This is a genomic window from Alkaliphilus crotonatoxidans (assembly GCF_054658015.1).
The window spans coordinates 1,674,193-1,695,568 of the sequence record NZ_BAAHXS010000004.1 but is presented as its reverse complement, the minus strand read 5'-3'; the positions used below and the strand labels follow the sequence as shown (position 1 = coordinate 1,695,568).

The 21,376-nt window shown below is 38.1% G+C and carries 23 protein-coding genes; 4 read left to right on the top strand and 19 right to left on the bottom strand.

Going from position 1 to position 21,376, the window contains the following annotated elements:
• Positions 1 to 62 precede the first annotated feature (62 nt).
• The 3 genes from ACYQ1I_RS10720 to ACYQ1I_RS10710 form a co-directional block, all read right to left on the bottom strand.
• Complete coding sequence (locus ACYQ1I_RS10720; RefSeq protein WP_459765096.1) at positions 63 to 1,010, bottom strand: DMT family transporter; 948 nt, start codon at positions 1,008 to 1,010, stop codon at positions 63 to 65.
• Between the two features lie 24 nt (positions 1,011 to 1,034).
• Positions 1,035 to 1,892, bottom strand: a complete 858-nt coding sequence (gene murI / locus ACYQ1I_RS10715) for a glutamate racemase (protein ID WP_459765094.1) — start codon at positions 1,890 to 1,892, stop codon at positions 1,035 to 1,037.
• A gap of 110 nt (positions 1,893 to 2,002) precedes the next feature.
• Positions 2,003 to 3,355, bottom strand: coding sequence for a glucose-6-phosphate isomerase (locus ACYQ1I_RS10710; RefSeq protein ID WP_459765092.1), 1,353 nt, complete (start codon positions 3,353 to 3,355; stop codon positions 2,003 to 2,005).
• 211 nt (positions 3,356 to 3,566) lie between these two features.
• On the opposite strand from ACYQ1I_RS10710, the gene ACYQ1I_RS10705 reads away from it, so the two are divergent.
• The gene (locus ACYQ1I_RS10705) at positions 3,567 to 4,157 is read left to right on the top strand and encodes a hypothetical protein (protein ID WP_459765090.1); all 591 of its coding nucleotides are present in this window, start codon (positions 3,567 to 3,569) and stop codon (positions 4,155 to 4,157) included.
• Positions 4,158 to 4,198: 41 nt separating this feature from the next.
• Here ACYQ1I_RS10705 and ACYQ1I_RS10700 read toward each other — a convergent pair whose 3' ends face one another.
• From ACYQ1I_RS10700 to ACYQ1I_RS10665, 8 genes are all read right to left on the bottom strand, one after another.
• Positions 4,199 to 4,999 (bottom strand): ATP-binding protein, encoded by an 801-nt coding sequence (locus ACYQ1I_RS10700; protein WP_459765088.1) that lies wholly within the window; start codon positions 4,997 to 4,999, stop codon positions 4,199 to 4,201.
• Positions 5,000 to 5,092: 93 nt separating this feature from the next.
• Complete coding sequence (locus ACYQ1I_RS10695) at positions 5,093 to 5,467, bottom strand: zinc ribbon domain-containing protein (protein ID WP_459765086.1); 375 nt, start codon at positions 5,465 to 5,467, stop codon at positions 5,093 to 5,095.
• Positions 5,468 to 5,626: 159 nt separating this feature from the next.
• Positions 5,627 to 6,976, bottom strand: a complete 1,350-nt coding sequence (ypeB, locus tag ACYQ1I_RS10690) for a germination protein YpeB (RefSeq protein WP_459765084.1) — start codon at positions 6,974 to 6,976, stop codon at positions 5,627 to 5,629.
• 14 nt (positions 6,977 to 6,990) lie between these two features.
• Complete coding sequence (gene sleB, locus ACYQ1I_RS10685; protein WP_459765082.1) at positions 6,991 to 7,674, bottom strand: spore cortex-lytic enzyme; 684 nt, start codon at positions 7,672 to 7,674, stop codon at positions 6,991 to 6,993.
• Between the two features lie 109 nt (positions 7,675 to 7,783).
• Positions 7,784 to 8,272 carry a hypothetical protein gene (locus ACYQ1I_RS10680; protein ID WP_459765080.1) on the bottom strand — a complete coding sequence of 163 codons (489 nt, stop codon included), beginning with the start codon at positions 8,270 to 8,272 and terminating at the stop codon, positions 7,784 to 7,786.
• Positions 8,273 to 8,320: 48 nt separating this feature from the next.
• A complete protein-coding gene (locus ACYQ1I_RS10675; RefSeq protein WP_459765078.1) occupies positions 8,321 to 9,097 on the bottom strand; it encodes a hypothetical protein in 777 nt (258 codons plus the stop codon).
• A complete protein-coding gene (locus tag ACYQ1I_RS10670; protein WP_459765076.1) occupies positions 9,073 to 9,231 on the bottom strand; it encodes a hypothetical protein in 159 nt (52 codons plus the stop codon). Before ACYQ1I_RS10670 ends, ACYQ1I_RS10675 begins: the two co-directional genes overlap by 25 nt.
• 1,072 nt (positions 9,232 to 10,303) lie before the next feature.
• Positions 10,304 to 10,987, bottom strand: coding sequence for a LytR/AlgR family response regulator transcription factor (locus tag ACYQ1I_RS10665; protein ID WP_459765074.1), 684 nt, complete (start codon positions 10,985 to 10,987; stop codon positions 10,304 to 10,306).
• Between the two features lie 350 nt (positions 10,988 to 11,337).
• Here ACYQ1I_RS10665 and ACYQ1I_RS10660 point away from each other — a divergent pair, with 350 nt between their 5' ends.
• Entirely contained in the window at positions 11,338 to 11,475 is a 138-nt protein-coding gene (locus ACYQ1I_RS10660; protein WP_459765073.1) for a hypothetical protein, read from the top strand.
• A gap of 316 nt (positions 11,476 to 11,791) precedes the next feature.
• Positions 11,792 to 12,415 carry an IS630 family transposase gene (locus ACYQ1I_RS10655; RefSeq protein WP_459765342.1) on the top strand — a complete coding sequence of 208 codons (624 nt, stop codon included), beginning with the start codon at positions 11,792 to 11,794 and terminating at the stop codon, positions 12,413 to 12,415.
• A 605-nt stretch (positions 12,416 to 13,020) separates the two neighbouring features.
• On the opposite strand, the gene ACYQ1I_RS10650 is transcribed toward ACYQ1I_RS10655, so the two are convergent.
• The 6 genes from ACYQ1I_RS10650 to ACYQ1I_RS10625 all read right to left on the bottom strand — a co-directional run bounded on the left by ACYQ1I_RS10650 (position 13,021) and on the right by ACYQ1I_RS10625 (position 18,683).
• Positions 13,021 to 13,167, bottom strand: coding sequence for a hypothetical protein (locus ACYQ1I_RS10650; RefSeq protein ID WP_459765072.1), 147 nt, complete (start codon positions 13,165 to 13,167; stop codon positions 13,021 to 13,023).
• Positions 13,168 to 13,984: 817 nt separating this feature from the next.
• On the bottom strand, positions 13,985 to 15,316 hold the full coding sequence (gene mgtE / locus ACYQ1I_RS10645; protein ID WP_459765070.1) for a magnesium transporter: 1,332 nt from the start codon (positions 15,314 to 15,316) through the stop codon (positions 13,985 to 13,987).
• Between the two features lie 160 nt (positions 15,317 to 15,476).
• Positions 15,477 to 16,592, bottom strand: coding sequence for a rod shape-determining protein RodA (rodA, locus tag ACYQ1I_RS10640; RefSeq protein WP_459765068.1), 1,116 nt, complete (start codon positions 16,590 to 16,592; stop codon positions 15,477 to 15,479).
• 446 nt (positions 16,593 to 17,038) lie between these two features.
• Positions 17,039 to 17,296, bottom strand: a complete 258-nt coding sequence (locus ACYQ1I_RS10635) for an alpha/beta-type small acid-soluble spore protein (RefSeq protein WP_459765066.1) — start codon at positions 17,294 to 17,296, stop codon at positions 17,039 to 17,041.
• Positions 17,297 to 17,581: 285 nt separating this feature from the next.
• Positions 17,582 to 18,292, bottom strand: a complete 711-nt coding sequence (locus tag ACYQ1I_RS10630) for a Crp/Fnr family transcriptional regulator (RefSeq protein ID WP_459765064.1) — start codon at positions 18,290 to 18,292, stop codon at positions 17,582 to 17,584.
• Between the two features lie 169 nt (positions 18,293 to 18,461).
• Positions 18,462 to 18,683, bottom strand: coding sequence for a hypothetical protein (locus ACYQ1I_RS10625; protein WP_459765062.1), 222 nt, complete (start codon positions 18,681 to 18,683; stop codon positions 18,462 to 18,464).
• 174 nt (positions 18,684 to 18,857) lie between these two features.
• Here ACYQ1I_RS10625 and ACYQ1I_RS10620 point away from each other — a divergent pair, with 174 nt between their 5' ends.
• On the top strand, positions 18,858 to 19,514 hold the full coding sequence (locus tag ACYQ1I_RS10620) for a hypothetical protein (RefSeq protein WP_459765060.1): 657 nt from the start codon (positions 18,858 to 18,860) through the stop codon (positions 19,512 to 19,514).
• A 73-nt stretch (positions 19,515 to 19,587) separates the two neighbouring features.
• Here the strand turns inward: ACYQ1I_RS10620 and ACYQ1I_RS10615 are convergent, their stop codons facing one another.
• Both ACYQ1I_RS10615 and ACYQ1I_RS10610 read right to left on the bottom strand, forming a co-directional pair.
• Positions 19,588 to 20,481, bottom strand: coding sequence for an LCP family protein (locus ACYQ1I_RS10615; protein ID WP_459765058.1), 894 nt, complete (start codon positions 20,479 to 20,481; stop codon positions 19,588 to 19,590).
• Between the two features lie 107 nt (positions 20,482 to 20,588).
• Entirely contained in the window at positions 20,589 to 21,365 is a 777-nt protein-coding gene (locus ACYQ1I_RS10610) for a DUF1385 domain-containing protein (RefSeq protein ID WP_459765056.1), read from the bottom strand.
• Between the last annotated feature and the right edge of the window lie 11 nt (positions 21,366 to 21,376).

Sequence of the window (21,376 nt, the reverse complement as noted above, 5' to 3'; positions counted from 1 at the left end):
GGCTACACCTTCCTTCTAGGGGTATTATACCATAAATCGACGGTATTTGATCTATCCTAAATTTACATGCCTTCCTGCTGCGTAATCTCTCCCTTCAGGGGCAAGGATACCTTGGGCTCTCTAATTTTTGTGGTCAAATAGACGCCAAAGATAATGAGCCCGCCACTTAGCAGGGTTAACAGGGTCACCCTCTCTTTTAATATTATCACTGAAAGGAGCATGGAAAAGACCGGTACAAGGTTAATAAATATGGCTGTTTTACTGGCACCAAGCTCTTTAATGGATATTTGCTGTATCAAATATCCAATGGTCGAAGGAAAAATGGCCATATAAAATACACCGCCCCAGCCCAGGAGACTGGTATTTGGCAGGTATTCCAGGGGTTTTTCCAAAAGGGCAAAGGGCAGCGTAAAAATCCAGCAAAGAAGAAAGCTGTAGTTGGTTAGTATTAAAGGAGAATACTTGCTCATTACCCTGCGACTAACAACAGAATACAGAACCCAACAGACAACCGCCACCAGCATTAGCAAATCTCCCTGATTAACAGTAAACTCCAGTATTACCCTTGGATTCCCCCGGCTGATGGTTAGTAATACCCCCATCAGGGCAATCAGAATAGCTCCGATTCTTTTAAGGCCCAGCTTCTCTTTTAAGAGAAACGATGATAATAGCGTGGTTAAAAGGGGGTTAATGGCAGCAATCATTGAAGCATTTACAGCGGTAGTATATTGCAGGGCCTTAAAAAACAAGACATGGTACCCCACCATCCCAACGATTCCCAAAAAAAGCATGACAGGGTAATCTTCTCTCTTGAGCTGCCAATTCTTCTTTTCATATTTAACCATAATGGCAAACATCAATATTGAAGCAAAGAAAAACCGTAAAAAGGTTAAGGAAAAGGGCGGAAATTCTTCACCTGCTATTTTTCCCCCTATAAAGGCCCCGGCCCAGAAGACCGAGGACAGGATCATTAGTAAAACGATTATTTTCGTTTTTTTATCGGATTTCAAATTTACTCCCCCTTATTGAGCTGCCTAAACAATATTATCTACAGCGATATCTAAATCTCTTTTTAAGCTCAGTTCCAACTTCCCACTGAAATGAAATTCAGACAATCTTTGCATTAAAAGCTCTTTACTTAAATTCAAGAGATCCTGCTGCCCAGAAGAATTATACATTGTAACCTTGGTAGTACCTTGTTCCTGAGGCTGAATTAAGTTGCCCTTCCTCAGCAACCGCTCCACCTGCTTTACGGTACCATGGTTTCCATCAATTAGCTTGATCTGATCTCCCAGCAATTTTTTTATGGTTTCCTGAATAAATATATAGTGAGTACAGCCCAATACAATGGTATCTGCGGCCGTTATCCTGTATTCGTTAAACTTCTTTTCCAGATAGGCTTCCAGAGCGGACCCTCTGGCCCCTTGGGCTTCAATGATTTCCACAAGCCCCGGGCAGGGTAACCTGGTAATACATTGTCGGTTTACCTGGTTGATTAATATATCAAATTTTTTCTCCTTAAGGGTGACCGGCGTCGCCATGACGAAAATGGTTCCACCCCCATGACATTCTGTGGCCGGCTTCAGGGCGGGCTCCATGCCAATAATGGGGATAGCAAACCGTTGCCTTAGCACCTCAATAGCCGCACTGGTAGCTGTATTACATGCCACCACCAGGGCCTTTATACCTTGCTTAATCAGCAGATCTGCAATTTCTACGGATCTTTCTTTAATGACCTCAGTAGGCTTAATTCCATAGGGGGCATTACCTGAATCGCCGTAATAAAGATAACCTTCATTGGGCAGCCGACGAATCAGCTCTGCCAGCACACTGATGCCCCCTACACCTGAATCAAACACGCCAATTGGCAGTTGGACTTGTTCTTTGTTCATTGTTCCCACCATTCTTTCGATAAATTTAATATTAATATATTAGCACAAAGAATGAATATGAGCTACCATTTCGGTAGCTCATTCTCTGAAATATTATTGGCCTAATTCATCTATTTTAGTCGCTGAAGCAGCCTTTCCCTTTCCAGCTCATAGCCCGGCTTTCCTAAAAGGGCAAACATGTTTCGCTTATATGCCTCTACCCCCGGTTGGTCAAAGGGATTTACCCCCAATAAATAACCGCCAATACCACAGGCCTTTTCAAAGAAATAGACCAGGTATCCAAAATAATAGGGGCTAATTTCTGGAATTTCAATTACCAAATTAGGTACACCGCCATCCTGATGGGCCAACAGGGTGCCTTCAAAGGCACGCTTGTTCACATAGTCCATTGTCTTTCCCGCCAGGTAATTTAAACCGTCAAGGTCCTTTGACTCAGCCTTTAATTCGATATTTTCCGTACTCTTTTCTACATGAATTACAGTTTCAAACAGAATCCTTAGACCCTGCTGTATGTATTGCCCCATTGAATGCAAATCGGTTGAAAAGCTGGCGGAGGCAGGAAAAACACCTTTTTGATCCTTACCATCGCTCTCGCCATAGAGCTGCTTCCACCATTCCCCCATATAATAAAGGGCTGGCTCATAATTCACCATCATTTCTACGGTTTTTCCCTTATTATATAGAATATTTCTAATGGCTGCATATTGATAGCAGGGATTCTTTAATAAATCGGGCTCCCGATAGGCTTGACAGGCATCCTTTGCCCCCTGCAGCAGCTCTAGAATATCAATATCTGCAACGGCTATGGGTAAAAGGCCAACGGGAGTTAATACCGAATAACGACCCCCTACATCATCTGGTATGACAAAGCTTTCATAGCCTTCTTCGTCAGCCAGGGTCTTAAGGGCTCCCCTTTGGGCATCGGTTGTGGCTATAATTCTTTTACGGGCTTCCTCTTTGCCATATTTTTTTTCCATAAACTCCTTTAACACTCGAAAGGCTATGGCAGGCTCTGTAGTAGTACCCGATTTTGAGATGACATTAATGGTAACCTCTTGATCTTCTATTATCTCTAAAAGCTGCTTCATATAGGTACTGCTGATATGATGACCAGCAAAATAGATTTGAGGGGCTTTTCTTTTTCCCCTTGGCAATTGATTATAGAATTGATGCTTAAGCATTTCAATGGCAGCCCTTGCCCCTAGATAGGAGCCGCCGATCCCTATAACAATAAAAACATCCGATTGTGCTTGTACCCGGCGGGCTGTGGCTTTAATTCTTTCCAGAAGCTCGAGATCAATTTCATTGGGCAGCTCTAACCAGCCTAAAAAATCATTGCCCGGTCCACTTTTTTGGTGCAGTAATTCATGGGCCGCCCTTACCAGTGGTGTCATATATTCCAGCTCATGTTTTTCAACAAAACCTGCAGTTTTTGAATAGTCAAAGGTAATCGCTCTTTTCATAATTTCCTCCTTACAATAAACCCCTTTGGGTGGTCGACTCGGCCATTGGCTATGATATATAATTCTTTATATATATATTATTAACGATTAAAGCAAAAATTCCTCCCTTAGATCATTGTGAAATTTAATATAAAACAATTTTTCCCATCTAAAATTCACCAGTAATCACCTAAAGATCGTTATGTTACAATAGATTTAGGAGGTTGACGCCATGGAATGGAACGGTGCTTTACCCTATTTGTACTTATTTTCGGCTGTAGGATTGGTCATAGGGGGCCTTTGGCTCTATCGATTACGGCCCTTTTATCGCTATTTTGAAATTTCCTATGAAGAGACCTATAATTTGAATGATCTGTATCAAATTAAGCTGGTGGGAAGGATTACCCCTAAAATGGAATATTTAGATATTCCCTACAGCACCCTATCGGTTTCCATAGACAAGCCTGCAATCAAGGGCCATATTAAAAGTAATGAATTTACTGTGGAACTGATTCGCCCCAGGGATCGCCGAAGGGCCCTGGGATTGATTTGCAGGCATTATTTTAAGGCTGTTAATCCCTATATTACAGAGACCCTTCAAAATAAGAAGGAAGAAATTCGTCTTATTAAGCTCTCTAAAAAGCAGCTTCCCAAGCTCCAAAAATTAGCCTGCAACACTTGCAAACACAAGCTGCTTTGCCAGATATCCTTTGATAAATGCAGCTATGAACGGGAATATAAGGATAGTCTTTTAGGCAGGGGACTCAAGGTGAATTTCAAGGCCTCAAAGGAATTTCAATTTCAAAAGAGTACGGTAAAATAAAAGAATCCCTTCCAATGAAGGGATTCTCTTATTATTCAACCTTAAATTCTTTGTCCCTGCAGCCCAATTTTAACCTTATTAACAGTTACATCCACCTGGGCATTTTTTATTGCTTGATCGACAGCCATGACAATTCCCATACAACAGGGAACCTCCATATAGGCTACTGTAATTGATTTAAAACGATTAGCCTTAAACATTTCAGTTAGTTTATCGGTATAAAATGCGATATCATCCAGCTTCGGGCATCCAACCACCACTGCTTTTCCCTTTAACAGGTCTAAATGGTAGTTTGGATAAGCAAAGGGTACACAGTCTGCTGTTACCAGCAGATCGGCATTTTCAAAATAGGGTGCATTGACAGGCACCAGCTTTAGCTGAACGGGCCATTGCTTTAATTGAGATTTAATTTTGATTTCAATATCATTATTTCCCACTGCTGTAGCTGTTGTATTGACCGGCTCGTCATTAAAGGTCATCATTCTGCTGCCGGGGCATCCGCCTCCATGGCCATGACCATGGACTGGCTGGGGATGGTGCTGATGCTTCACTACATTTGGCTTACTTGGGGCTACACTGTGGCCCTCCAGGGTTCTACCTTGGCTTGCCAGCAGAGCCACCACTGCTTCTTCATCAAATTCCCCGGCATCTCTTTTTACTATTTTTAAGGCTCCCTCGGGACAGTGACCCAGACAGGCCCCTAATCCGTCACAGTATATATCATTAATTAGCTTTGCCTTTCCATTAACAATTTGAATGGCCCCTTCTGCACAATTGGGTACACAAAGACCACATCCATTACACTTTGATTCGTCTATTTCAATAATTTCTCTGATTGCCATGATTAATCCTCTCCTTTTGTTTTTATTCTAAACCTATTTTACCTGATTAATCATTGGCTGGTATGTGACGATTCGCACAAAATATAGTTTTTTTTAATTCATGCCTTTGCTGACGGAACGGCCACACAGGGGGCAATACCGTGCATCTTCCTCCAGCTCAATCTGGCAATGGTCGCAGTAGGCAATGTTTCTAATACTCAAAATAAGCCGCTCGTAGGTACGAATTTCTTCCTCTAAAGCCTCAACCTCTCTAAGCATTTCATATAGTTCATCCCTTGTAACAAGGTTTAGCTTTTTCAGTCTTCCGTAAATATATTGACCCATTTCCTCAAATCGCTTCGAGATCTCTTCTTCCTTTCTTCTAATACTCATACTCAATTTACTGATTTCTACCACTTCCGTAGACCTTTTTCCAATGTTCTTTGCAGTTTCCGAAACACCATTAGATAGCCTTTCGATCCAACTCATTTTTTTCCCCCTTTCCTTTCTCTTATATTATTTTTATTCTTAAGTCTGGTTTTGGTACCATCTGCCCTGTATCTTCATGCTGAGGCTCAACATCAAGAAGCCAACGACTGAAAACTAGCCATTGGCTTCTTAAGGTTGTTGTTTAACTTTAACTTTATATTAGATTACCAGGGTTCCATCCTCCTGTTCAATCATCAATAATACAGCCCTTTGCTGCCCATCGGCCGCATCAATATAGATTAAATAATCATCTTCTCCGAACTTAACCTTAAACTCATAGCACAGCGATTCCTTTCTTCCTGCAATGGGAATAATAGCCAGTCTGCTGTTTTCTAGCTTAACCCCGGAGGAAAGTCTTTCTCTGGCCGCCTCCTCCGATATTTTAGGCGCTGGGATCTCTCGTTCATGATGATTGATTAGAAAGCCCTCACTTTCAAAGCCTATGATTTCGCCATTGTCTAAGGCCACCTTTACCTTGATCAGGTCGGTGTAGATAATAACATCATCCTCTTCATAGGCAAAATTAATTACGATTTCCCCTTCAGCTGCCATGGAATAGGTAGGAGTCATAGATTCGTAGCCCTTATTCGCTAAAAATTTCTGAGCCCGATCAAAGGCTTCTTCCTTGCTTAATTTGCTTTCACCTATGGCCCGGGGATTCAAGTACCAGATCACCTTTCCACCGATTTGGCTGATGGCCGCCGAAACCTCCTGACCATTATTGCTTCCATTTTTATCAGCCTTTAAATAATAGCCGTTAATATTGGAATTTTCTATTTTTCCCACTACCCTTGCATTTGAAATGCCTTGATCCTTGAACTCTGATTCTAGTATTTGTATGGCTTTCCTTTCATCGATAGGCTCTCCCTCCAGCTTAGCCTGAATATCCTTTATATGCTCTGAAAAGGGGCCATCGTAGATCAGCTCCGGGTAATCCTGCATTCTTTCTTCAATATTAATTAAATTAAGATCCTTCATTTTATCATTTACAAGCTCTAAATTTTCATTGCCTTCCCGTCGCAGGTCTCCAAAGTTTACACCGCCCTTTACCACCTCTTGCTGTAATCCAACCAGCTCCTGGGATAAAAAGTTAGCATAGCTGTGGAGCTCTTGAAGCGTGTTAAGCTCCTCTGCCTCCAGTACAATTCCCTCCAGGGTCTTATTCACCATGGCAGTACAATAGTCACCCAACTGACTTAGAAATTTTTCTGTCTGCCGAATGGCTCCATGATAAAAGGGAAGCTGGGTTAGCTTTTCCTGTGCCATATAGCTCTGTTGAATGGTGTCATTAAGAAATTTAACCATATCTTGATTGGACCCCGAAACCATGGCCTTGGCAAGATCCACCTGAACATTTTCTACATGGCCTATTAAATCATAAAATTGTCTTTGAAACTGTATGTCTAAATAAGTATGGTAGTCATTTCTTTCGTTATATTGATAATAGCCCCAGACCCCCGTAATCACCAGGGCAATGGCCAATATAATCGGCAATATATATCTTCTCATTTGATCCCTCCTATTTAATCATGGGCAAAAACATGTTTTCCAATCCTTAAGGTAACCTTCCTTGACCAGATCCATTGACTGGTGGCAGTGGCAGGATTCCAGAAATAGATTGCCCCACCTGTGGGATCCCATCCATTTAAGGCGTCCCTTGCAGCACGGTAGGAGTCATCGTCAGGGGTTTCGTTGATAGCTCCCCGTTTAACCGGCTCGAAGGCACAGGGTTGGTAAATTACCCCTGCAATGGTGTTGGGAAAAGCTGCATTCCGTACCCGATTCAATATGACAGCCCCCACAGCTACCTTTCCTTCATAGGGCTCGCCCTTTGCTTCGGCATGGATTGCCCTAGCCAATATGTTTACATCATCGCTTCTGGAAACACCACTTCCCGCCGGGGTCGAGGAGGAGGGCGCCGTACCTGGCAAGCCCAGGGCACTTCTGGTTTGAGAGCCGATTATTCCATCTACTGTTAACCCGTTCCTCTGCTGAAATAATCGAACCGCCTGATAGGTCTCATATCCATATACGCCATCTACCGTTCCATCCAGATAACCCCAATCCCTTAGCTTGGTTTGGGCCTGCCTTACGACTTCCCCCCTTGAGCCCCAGCCAATATTTTGGGCGTAGATTCCCTCTATGTACAGGCTGGATACCATGACTAGTGAAAACACAGCGATAAATATCAAAACTCTTTTTTTCATCTGTTTCCCTCCCTATATTTGACTAATCCTATTTTTGGCTGAAAGGAAAAGAATTATCCAAAAAACAAAAATAAAAACCGAGAAGGTTTTTCTCGGTTATATGGCCATATTAAGGAATTCTTTGATATTCAATTTCTATGGGAAGCTCCAAGGGTTCATTGAAAATTTTATAGTAAAAACTGACTTCTTCCAACACGATCAAGTTAGATTCAAGAGGCTTTCCCTGGTAGAAAATATTTCCTGGCTCTGTATTAAGAACGACTCCCCATATTACGCTCATTCGATTATCTGTTGTACTATTTGTACTCCAATAATATGGACTGCCGCTTAATTCATACTCTTGCCAAACTTTATCAATGTCAACTACTCCGCCCATTAAGATTTCGCTATCTTGAAAAACGTAATAATGAATCTTACGTTCATCCTGGTAAATTGCTATATCTCTAGCAGATGAGGCAATTTCTATTAAATTTTCTCTATTAATATCTTTTCCCAGGACCTCTTGAATTGACTTAGCCGTATCATTCCTTTTATTATAATTACAACCACTGAGTAAGAAAAGCAGCGCTAACAGTATAAAAGATTTTTTTATTGTCACAATAATCACTCCCTAATCATGAGGCCAAGAAAAATTTAGTTTTTCTTTTTAGAATTTAATACTATTATAATTAGGTCTGTCCCATCTATCTTTTGAAGATGACCATGAAAGTCCAAAAGAACTTTTACCTATGGAAAATCCAGTCAATGAAGTGCTTTTCCAACTATGGGCATAGGTTGCATTAAAAGTGACTGTTTTTCCACTAGGATATCCATCATAAAAAGTAAAATATGCCCATCCACTACCTCTATACGCATTATATGTTCTGGCATCATAATTTATCCATGAGTCTTGAAATCTCATTCCTACTCCATAAGCTGAAGTCTCGGGTGAGAAATCTGAGTGGTAATATACAGTTCCTCTTTCATCATAAGTACGTAATCCCATTTCTATAACTGTTATTCTCTCATGTTCATTTCTTAAGCCAAAACCATCTGGACCACCCACTGTAGAATCAGGGTACATTTTATTCCATTTCCATCCTCCTAGCATTACATACATTCCCATATCTGGTTCATAATAGACAGAAGGTTTGTCAGTAGTTACATCAAATTCACTAGAAGAAATACTAATTAAATCGTCATGTCCATTCTCCTCCATCTTTATTATTCCTGCAATTTCATAAGAATGATTATCTAAATAGAGGTATCTATCTTTTGCATTTTTTAAAATAGCCTCATTATGCGCAGAATAAGCGTCATTAATTTTCTTCTGTTCCATGATTTCAACTCTAACCTTAGCCTCACTAAGTTCTTCTAAATATTTGTCTATTTCCCGGATCCTTCTCTCCAGTCTTAGTCTTAATTTATCTGGAATTTCATCCATTTTAAATCATGCAAACTTTCTATATCTTGATTTTTATTGATTACGCTACCTTCTTCTGCAAAAACTACAGTATTGGCCAGAATACTACACAACAACATTCCAAAGATAATAACCATTGATAATATTTTTTTCATTTGATTACCTCCTTATATTGCATTTTTTAAAATTTAATTATAGTGGCCACCATTTCTCATATTGTAACATATCACTATCAAACTATATAGTAATTAAATATATTTAGCCGCATTAAAATATTATTTAGCCATTTTTAACCATAATTATGTATTAATTCAAAAAAAGCATATTTTATCCATTGTTTTCATTAGAAGGTTATTTATATTCAGATAAACTTAAAGAAATCCCAAAATAATCTTATAAAAATTTATTGTAATTGTATCGTAAAGAGAACTTAACCTGAATTATTCATGAATCATAACCATACCCCAAATCATCATTAGAATTTGATTTTTGGGTCTGAACTTCACGTCAAAGAGACCCATATGCTTCATAACTCTAATAGAATTTAACCTATTTCGTATGGCCTTGAGATTCGAAGGATATGCTCTTTAATTAGTTTGTTTTCAATGATTCTAGGAGATTCTATAGGCTTTTGAAAATCGTAATAAAAACTACGAGGAATACCTAAGGTTTCATAGACTGATTTTATAGGATATTTGCTAGATATAATGTTTATTGTCTCGAAGATGCTACTTTTATCTATTTTTTCGCTAATATGGCCATAGCCTTTTTTAAGATTTCATTTTCCTCTCTATCTGTGCAATTTTCTTCTTTAGTTCAGCAATTTCACGAGGACTTAGAGAATTTTCATCGGTAGGATCAGTAGGGGTTAGATTTTAACCCATCTTTGTATCGTTGTAGCTGTTACGCCATATTCGCTTTCGAGACTCTTGAAAGTATGATTAGTAGTATTGTAAAGATCAACTAGCATTCTTTTAAAATTATCATCATATCGTTTACCATTTTGTTTCATATCGACACTTCCTTTCAGATATAAATATTATATCCTACTTTTCGTGTCCATGCTTTTATACAAACACCACGTTTATTTTATAGTACTACTGTGTATAGCAGATCAAATATACTTTACTACGACAAATTTTGTTAAAAATATTTAGAAAAAAAAGTGTTTCTTATATTACATTCTATATATTTTCTTAATCTGTATTTTACTAAATTTAGTTATAGTTATATAATCAAATTTTTATTCAATTTCTCAAATTTATATCTACTCATGTAGGCAGTTTTGTCTGTATTATGAAATTCGATAACATAAGATCTATTAACAAATTCAGTTATTCTTTTAATATGATCAAGGTTTATTATAAAAGATTGATGTACTCTGTAGAAATTATCAAACAATTGGTTTTCTAATTGTTTTAAAGTTTTGCACATTGTATATTCCGCTTGGGTTGTATGAACCATTATTTTTCTTCCATTTTTTTCAAAATATATAATTTCTTTAAGCGGTAATATTATTGTAGAATTACTATTATCTTTAACCGAAATCAAATATGTTAAATCAAGTCTATCGCTATAATTTCTTATCTCTATCCTCTCTTTGAATTTGAATAGATAATTGTATATTTCAATTAGAGAATATTCTATATTATCTTCTATAAGTGTAGTTATAAGTATACTTTGAACAAAATGATAGAGCTTGGATATAAGTTTTAATATTTCAAAATTATTTACTTGAATTGTACCAATATCAATTACAACAATATCAATCTTAACATGCTCCAATAAATCAATTACATCTTTTATCTTTGTTACCATATACAGTTTAATTGTAAAGTGAGTTTCTTGGATATTTGTTTGTAATACTTTACCTTTATCTTCATCATTACTGTATATTATTATGTTATACATTTAACTCCTCCTAAGCTTTTAACCCAAAAATTCTTCAATGAAAAATATAAACAAAAATTATTATAGGCATTCATATTTGAAAATAGTCTTTACTAATATCAGATATTGTAATAAATTACAAAATTACAATAAAGTGAATTATTTGTATATTGTTATATTTTCTTCATATTTCTTGGAAATCCTTTTTATTATTGAAGTCAAAAAAGAATAAATTAGCAAAATCTTTCTGTGGAATTCTCTAAAGTATAAGCAATTTGAGTAATTGTCTGCACTTCTCTTTACTCCTTCTAGTACTTTGCGTCTATTAAACATTGTGATGGTGAATTATTATGAAAACCAAGAAATATAAGGTGTTCTTGAGTCAAGAGCAACGAAGTGAGCTTGAAGAAATCACAAAGCGTGGCAAACACTCAGCTGAAACTATTAAACGTGCTAATATACTGTTAAATCTGGACGAAAACCATGGTGCTGTACAACAGCAGGATTAGATAGCCAGACTGCTTCATACAACTACAGTAACTATCTACAATGCCAGCAAAAAATTGCTGAGGAAGGACTTGAAGCTACTGTCTACCGTAAAGTCCGCCAAACTCCTCCTGTACGGCGTAAGGTTACAGGAGATATAGAAGCCAAAATCATAGCACTTGCCTGTTCTGAACCTCCTTAGGGAAGAACCAGATGGACCTTGCGTTTACTTGAGGAAAAGGTTGTTGAGCTGCAAATAGCCGATTCCATATCAGATAATACAATTGGACGTCTGTTAAAAAACATCACTTAAACCTAACCTAAAAAAAGTGCTGGTGTATTCCTCCTAAACAAAATGCAGCCTTTGTTGCAAACATGGAAGATGTGCTGGAGGTATATCGTCGACCCTATGATGAATCCTGCCCTGTTATTTGTATGGATGAAAAACCTTATCAATTATTGGGTGAAAACAAGGAGTCAATTCCAATGAAATCTGGTAATGTGAAGCTGGAATATATCCGTCATGGTACATGCAGCATATTTATATTTACCGAGCCACTCAAAGAATGGCGGACCGTTTCTGTATTGGAACGCCGGACCAAGAAAGACTGGGCAAGGCAGATTGCAGAACTATTGGAAGTTCATTATCCTGATGTTCCTAAGATTTGCCTTGTAATGGATAACCTGAACATCCACTCCATTGCATCTCTATATGAGACTTTCCCCCCAGTTAAAGCTAGCGAACTGCCAGAACGACTTGAAATTCACTATACACCCAAACACGGAAGTTGGCTGAATATCGCAGAAATTCAGCTTAGTGTAATGACAGCACAGTGTTTAGACCGTCGAATACCTGATATGACTAGTTTGTCTGAGGAACTTACAGCCTGGAAAATTGTCCGAAATGAAGCCTCCAAAGATGTAAAGTGGCAGTTTACTAATTTGTTCCACTACACTTTTTAGCATAACACTATCGTGTATATTTCCAGGAGTAACCTCTAGCCCTAGAACAAACTCTCATCACAAGCAGTATGGCATGAATATGCAAAACATCTTTATTTCTCACTTTTAAAGAACATACCTGCCTCAGAATCAGTTTTACTAACTGTTACTTCTACTGTATCTATTTTCTCTTTTTTTAGAGGAGCTTTACCGAGATTAGCTCTTTCAATGTTAATCTCAGCTTCTAAATCTTTTTGATAAAACTTAGCAGCAGATTCAATTAGAACTTTATCAAACTTGTTCTTATTGGCATTAGCTTTAATATGAGTTGAGTTTAGAAATTAAGCCTCGCTATTTACCAAGCCTTGATTTAAACACATTTGCAATATTTACTCAAACAAAACCTTAAACAATTGATTTTCACCAAAGTACCAACGTAGTTTTTAATATATGTAGTGAAATGAGGAATTATCTCATCCAGGCCATAGCCTAAATACCACCTATGTACATTATTTAACATTAATCTCATTTAAAGTTTTTCATAGAGTAGGGTATACCAAATATCTTTTTAATTAGAGCAATTTTTCACTAATATAACAAGGTCTATACTAGGTTTTACGTTTATTTTAACAGTAAGAATCTTTAACTTTATCATAAACAAAGTCTAAATTTAAATATTTATCAAGTTTTCTAACCATATGATCCTTTTGCACAAGATTCTCAAGAACAGCAAGTTTAATTTCATTACTTTTATCTATTTCACGAATTGTCATTACTAAGTATATATTCGCCATAAGTCCTCAGAAGTGCATGAATGGTCCGCCTTACGCACTAGTGTTCTCAATTTGCTGGAGGCCATAGGGCTTACCCTTATTCAGTCGCCTGCCTGAATACCTATAGGATGTATCCATGAACCGATAGGATTGAGATTTCATCTCTGCCATCTTATTACCATATATAAACAATTGTGGCAATCATCCTATGCCCCTATTTCAGGTAAGGCGTATTATCTTCATTTCGCCTTCTATACTTGACGATTCTGCAATACTTCACTTTTGACTGCACTTGTAAGTCTTAACGATGCTTCTTCAGTTCTTTACTTCGTTCAGCTTTATGGCACACACCTGACAACTTATGCTGCCTTTTATCCATGCGCTCAGTACCATAGCTACAGCACCCATGGGTGGTTTCTGATCTGCACCTGTATGCCGACCACGGTAGGCCCACTTCCACCTCTTAAAAAGTAATGCTTGAAGAATTGATTCATTCCCCCTCTCGATATCCTCTAGCATTCAGGACACACTATGTGCTAAACTTGATTGTAAATTTGGGACATACCTCCTTTTAGTTTTAGAACGGTCGGCAAACAATCAAATGGAGGTTTTTTGCTTGAAGATAAAGCTAATGTTACCCACTTGCATAGAAAGCTTTTTTTGTTTTAAAAGCTTGGCAATTCAAAATACACTAAAGTGTACAAAAAAGAAAAAGCCCTTAAAGGGACTTTTTCATCAGTTTGACCCCAATTTAAAAATTGGGGTTTTACAACAATCTGAAAAGATTAGATTTTTTTGTGAATATTAAGGCTTATTACTATAAACCTAATAAAAGCGTAGCCACATTAAAGTAAACAATGAGTGCCAGGGCATCGACAATGGTAGTAATTAGGGGCCCGGCCATAATGGCAGGGTCCAGCTTGAGCTTTTTAGCCAGCATTGGCAGGGTACCGCCTACCACTTTGGCCATGACAATGGTTATACCCAGGGTGAAGGAAACGGTAATGGCAACATTGACACTATTCTTTAGCAATATCATTCTTCCGAAGTTAACCAATGCCAACACAATGCCCACCACCGAGCTAACCCTTAGCTCCTTCCAGAATACCTTTAAATAGTCATCTATGCCTACTTCTCCCAGGGCCATTCCCCGTATAATCAGAGTTGAGGATTGTGATCCTGCATTTCCTGCAGTATCCATCAGCATTGGTATGGAAGCTGCCAAAATCACCACCGATTGAAGCACCTCTTCAAAACGGTTGATAATACTACCCGTAAAGGTGGCTGAAAGCATTAGAATCAAAAGCCAGACAATTCGTTTTCGAGCCAGTGAAAACACACCGGTCAAAAGATATTCCTCTTCGTTAGGCTCCATCGCAGCCATTTTTTGAAAGTCTTCTGTGGTTTCCTGATCAATAACATCAATAATATCATCAATGGTTATAATTCCAACAAGGCGATGCTCTGTATCTACCACCGGCAGGGTAATTAAATCGTATTTTTTGAACAGGCTGGCCACTTCCTCCTGATCGGCCAGGGTGGTGGTATAGATTAAATCTTCATTCATAATATCTGATATTAAAAGATGATCTTCTAACAGCACCAGCTTTCTCAAGGAAACAATTCCTTCCAGCTTTCTGCTGGCATTAAGTACATAGCAGGTATAGATCGTTTCCTTGTCAACTCCGGTCTTCTTAATATGGGCCAGGGCCTCTTTAACGGTCATTTCCTTTTTCAAGTCAACATATTCAATGGTCATGAGGCTTCCAGCAGAATTTTCAGGGTAGTTCAGGAACTGATTAATCAGTTTCCGTTCCTCCTCCGTTGAAGCCTTTAAAATACGCTTGACTACATTGGCTGGCATTTCTTCTAAAAAGTCAATCATATCATCGAAGTACAGCTCTTCAATAATCTCGGTCAGCTTCGTTTCGTGAATGGCGCCAACAATATCCTTTCTTTGCTGTGTCGAAAGATAAGAGAAGACATCTGCCGCCTTATCCTTTGGTAATAGGCGAAACAAAATGATACTGTGTTTTTTGTCCAGTTCATCAATTACCTCTGCAATATCAACGGCAATCATTTCTGCTAACTCACTACGTAGCAATGAAAACTTTTTTTCTTCAATTAAGTATTGGATTCTTTCATTCATTCTTTCACCTCTCCATTATGAAGAGAGGAGCTTCCTGGCTTGTAGTGAAAACTTCCTCTCTCCTATTAATTTTTCCCGTTTTTGACTAGTATCCGGGCTGGGATCCATTTCCACCACCTCCTTAAATTAGGTCTATTTTAAAAATCAGATAGACATTTTTTTAGAAATTAATTTTATCACGCCTCATATTGACATTCAATATAAAGCCTAAGGCAATCATATTAGAAAGCATAAAGGTGCCTCCATAGCTAATAAAGGGCAGGGGTTTTCCCGTGACCGGCATTAAGCCGATGGTCATGGCAATATTGGCAAAGATGTGGAAGGCCAGCATAAAGGTAAAACCCGTTACCAAAAGGGCCCCGTAATCATCCTTTGCATCCCTTGCAATATTAATACAACGGGAGAGCATTAATATATAGCATATAATCAGTAAAGAGACTCCTATAAATCCTGTTTCCTCAGCAACAACCGAAAAAATAAAATCAGTCTGCTTCTCCGGCAGGAATCCAAATTGAGTCTGGGTACCATTAAAAAGCCCCTTTCCTCGGATCATCCCGGAACCCACCGCCAGCTTAGACTGAATAATCTGATACCCCTTATCGATTGGGTCCATTTCAGGATTCAAGAATACCCTTATACGATCCTTGTGATAATCCTTAAGAATTCCGGTAAACCATGCAATAGGCAATAAAATGATCCCTGCAACAGCCGTGGTCAGTATATATTTATAATTTAACCCTGCGGCAAAGAGCATCCCAAATATGAAAAATGCAAAGGCCATTGTGGTACCTAAATCTGGCTGTTTATAGATCAGCGCCATGGGCAATGCAGCATAGGCCAATATTTTAAATAATGTAGCAGGTTTGTTAATGTGCTCTTTATTTTCTACAATAATTCGAGCCATACAGACAATAATACCAATCTTGACAAAATCCGAAGGCTGAAATTGAAAGCCTCCTATTCTGATCCACCGGCTGGCGCCCCAGCTCTCTCCTCCGGCTCCAAATAGAATAACTGCCAGAAGCAGTGCATTACATAGGATGTAGATGGGTATATGAAAACGGGCAAAGGTATGGTAGTCAAAAAATAAGATCACACCAATGCAGATTAAACCCAGTACAATAGAAATTACCTGGGTCTTAATAAACCCCTCACTTCCCATTGACATGGTTGAAGTGGCACTGCCGATCATGATTACCCCAAAGGTACAGATAATTAAAACAATAATCAACAGCTTATAATCAATTTTTTTAATTAATCTACCGTCTATTTTCACTGCTTTCCCCCCATTTTTCAATGGATATTTTAAAGCATATATTTCAAATCTAATTTGAGCAAAGCCTTCCTCAGAAAGACCTATAGGTGGACTTTCTTGAAATATATTATGGAAACTTTAACTTATCTTCATGTATAAAGGATATAATTTCTCATCCATTACAAAAAAGCCTTCTTTTTTATAAAAGAAGTTATTTTAAGACAGCTTTCTCGTAGCCTGTCTTTCAACCCAAATCCCCTGGTAAAATATGCTGAAAGACGCTGTAAAGGGTTCTTCCTAAGTACATAATAAGTTTACTCTAAATTATTTCATTTTTCAACCTAAATTATGTTTAATCCAGTCTCTGTAATCTTAAAAAAATGATATAGTTTTTTGACAGCCCATTATACTGGCAAAATAAAAGCGAAGCCTAATGGCCTCGCTTTTATTTTTTTAATGCTTGGATATTATCTTCCACTCATAGTTCTTTCAGCATATTCTACTAATCTCTTAGTAATTGTTCCGCCAACATAACCATTTTGTCGAGAAGATAAGTTTCCTTTGTCGATTTGCTCGTAATTAGAGATTCCTAATTCATTAGCAATTTCAACCTTCATTTGGTTTAATGCTTGACGAGCTTCTGGAACCACGATAGTGTTTCTTCCAGTTCTGTTCACATCATTAGTTGTACCTGTTTGGCTAGTAACGTTAGGTGTTGTATTCATTTATATTGCCTCCCTTCGAGATGTGTTTTTTAGTAGCGCTTGCTACAGTAGTATTATTTGTAGGAAATTCACTTTTACCCATTGTAAATTTTAACACCAGTTGAATTATTTAGAAATTTCCTCAAGATCCTTTACAAACCTCGATTTAAAGCCATTGATCATCATAACCCAATACTATTATTGTTCAATTGAATTTAAAAATTATAGCAATAAAAAAGACAGATTTTAAAATATAGGTCTCCCTTTAGCAGGAGTCTTATATTTAAAATAAATCTGTCTTAACTTCTAAAGGTAACGTTCTAACAGGGAAAGATCATCGATAATGATCTTTTTATTTCCGACTAATTTAAGTATACCCTCTTCCTGCATTATGCTCAGCTTTCTGCTGATGGTTTCCCTTGTAACACCAATGTAATTAGCCATATCTTCCCTGGTCAGGGGAATTGACAGCTCTATTCGATTATCTTTATTCTTGCCAAATTTATTAGTTAAATCCAAAAGCATCTGGGCTATTCTAGCTTCCACATCCTTAGTTCCCAGGCTTTGCACCAGATTTTCCAGCTTAGAAAGTCTACTGCTGATTACCTGGAGTATTTTTAAAGTAATTTCATTGTTATTTTTTAAAATTACTTCAAAATCCTTTTTTCGAATCAAGCATATTTCTACTGGTTCCATAGCCTCTACATTAAAACCAATTTCTTCTGATTCCAGCAGGCTTAATTCTCCAAAAAAATCCCCCTCCGATAAAAAATAGAGAATTTGTTCCTTCCCTTCTTTCGTATATTTAAATATTTTAATCTTCCCCTTGTTAATTACATAGAGCCCGTCCAACTGATTTCCCTGCAAAAGAGCTATTTCACCCTTTTTGTACCTTTTTCTAATGATTAATTGCACAATTTTTTTTATTTCAACTTCATTAAGCTCAGAAAAAAGAGGTACTTTTTTGGCACACATGGTATGTCGGCAATGTTGGCATTGATGAATAGCATTACTCATATTCTAACCTCCATGGTTCAATATCATCATAAATTGCGACTGATAAATTCGTTTCCATTAAGCCTTCGATCTAGCTTACTGTAAGTTTATCCATAGTATCGACTGTATACAAGGATATTTATCACAATTGATGATAAAAAAAGAAAAGCCAGATATAATCTGGCAATGACTAAAATTTAAAGGATTTAGAACCGCTAAACAGGATAATGAATAGTAGAAAAATAAGTATCAAATTTTCATCAAATTTTCCAAAAAAGCCGCCGCAGCCCTTTCCACCGCCGGCAAACAACAGCAGTATCACGATTAGAATGATAATAAAGCTGCTATTTTTTCCTCCTCCAAACCCACCAAGGAATTGACTTATCAGGTCTTTATTGTTTGTTTCACTCATTTTTTCACACTCCCTTTACTGGAATTAAAGAATCTCTTTCATGTTTACTGTTATCTTATGCACCATGGATAATTGTGTGCCGATGATTTTTCTTTTTTGTGATATTCATCATATTAATTTTCATTAAATAGGGCTATGCTAATAAATAATTACGGTTTAAAGGAGGAGTATTTCATGAGTGCCTTTTTAGGACCAATTCATCATTGGTTATTTAACAAAATTCGATTATTTGAGGAAATGGAAAATGCTATTAATCAAAACGCCATAGCAGCCTTCGGATCTGAAGCTGCTTCCATCATCGAGGCCACCCAAAGGGAATTTGGCAATCCCCTACCTGCCGTTCCCCTGGAAAATTTAATTGATACAAATAATATTCACGGATGGCTACAGGATAAAATTCAAAGGGCTGAAACCAGGCAGGCGGCTACGCTTCACCAGTTAATCCAACGATTTGGTAAGGATGCCTTAGCCATTGCCGAAGAAGAACATAAAAAACAAGGTACTTCCCTTGGCAATAGCCTGAGGGCCCAGCAGGAAAATTTGTCTGCTCCCGATTTATATCAACAGCTTAATAACTATCTGCTGGATGGTATGCCCTGTGATCATGTTAATAATGTAGTACAATCAGAAGACAACTTACTTCATTGGAAAACCAGCCGTTGCCTGCACCGGCCCTATTGGGAATCTGTTGGCATGGACATTGAAACCATGTATCAGCTTAGAGGGCAATGGATTCAATCCTTTATTGAGGCCGCCAATCCTGCCCTGACTTATCAATATGAAAGAAACCATGACAATGAAGGCATTTCTCATCAGATACTACTTAGATAGTCTTTAAAGAACACAAAAAAGCCAGGTCTGATTAAATTATCCTTGCTTCGGATCATTTAACAGGCGCTGGCCTTTAATTTGCTGTCTCAACAGGATTAACCGCTTCTAATAGTTTTTTTACTGCTTCAGTATCAACAACGTAGTATTCTTCTGCCGTCATGCTACCTGGCAGGGTATGGGCCCTAATATTGTCGTTGGTAAGGTGCTGGCTCAGGCTGGTGATTTCGGTGAGCTGCATCATATTTAGGTCACTTTCTGAATTTCGGTAGGCAGTATTCATAATGATGGGCAATTTCCCTGCCATGGCTTTTTCAATTGCACTCAGGATAAATTCCTGTTGAAGCTGATTTTCCTTGGTACCGTTTATGTATCGAATATATTTCAAGCTTTTTTCTCCATTCAGGGTATAGCTTCCAGGGCTCAATTCCAGTGACTGGTCATAATGGATGGGCTGTTCTATTGTAACATCAACGCCCCCAAGGAAATCAATAATTGTTTCAAATCCCCCAGCGTCTATCATTACATAATGATCTAGGGTTAACGAAGGCAGCAGGGCCTCAACCGCCTGTAGAAGTCCTTGTATTTTTAGAACAGAATAGATTTCTCCAATTTTATCTATATTGCTTCTGTTTCCTCCAGTAACCTGATAATAGGTATCTTTGGGGATAAAGATCAAATCAAGGCCTCCATTGTTTTTTGAAAGGGAGGCCACAATAGTCAGTTGATGATCCTTACCATCTATTGCAGCAACCAATATATTAATCCGTTCCTCTTTTTTCTGATTCTCATTAGGCTCCTTTTTGATCTCTTTAATGGTGGTATGAATGATGTCTTTACTGCCCAAAACAGTCTGTGGATGAGCATCCCCCCTGCTGGTAACCACCATAAAGCTAATAAAGGCGGAAAAGAACAGCAGAAAAATACATATCAGTATAAACAGGGCAGTTTTCAATAGGGCATTTTTCATCGACCTTCCCCCCTTTACTAAAATTTCTGCAAGATACACCTGCTCCTACTATTATACTATAGGAGGTTGTTAAATAAATACCAGTATTCAACAACCCTATATAGAACTTACGAATTTTTTATCTTTTTAAGGCCTTCCTCCCGCAGTTGCCGTTGATATAGGTCGTAAGCCTGTATTAGCTTGACAAAGGATTGTATCGCCAATTCAATCTGCTCATCTCTAGGTTCCCAAACGGTCAGCCTTTGGATTTTCATAAACACCCAATCCCAGGTCTTTGAAGCCTTATTAAAGGTCTTTTTTACAATCTGTATTGCCAGTAGAAAGAGCCCCAAAGTAAGGAGGATAGATTCCAGCTTTAGCAGATTGGCAATACCATAAAGCACTAGAAAAACAGCCACCAGATTGGTTCCGCATCGACGATTATAGCACTTAGCATCCTTTACCAAGGAAAAGCTGACCGCACCGTGCTGACAATAGCAGTTAATGACCTTATGCTCTGCTCCATGGTATCTTAACAGATTTTCAATTTTTTTATAATTCAGGATTAACAGAGCAACAATGGCAGCGATGGCCCACGGTTTATACGGCACCTCTCCCCTTAACAAGCCCCTTAAGGGAGGAATATAGATCCATTCATCCAACAGAAAAATCCCTAGTAAAAAAAGAAATAGCGTCTTCATCCGCTGATCAAAAACCTTCCACTGTAAATAAAGAAGACTGATCCCCCCGATAATTGGCTTTTTTTCCAACCTTCTAAGCCATTTAGGGGGAATAATCCAATCTATTTTATATTCATTTTTGCCACCCTTTTTGATTGTTTTCACCTTAAAAACATCACAAAAAAACGTAATTCCATTGGTATGGGAGTATCCTCCTAGTTTCATTGCTTCACATC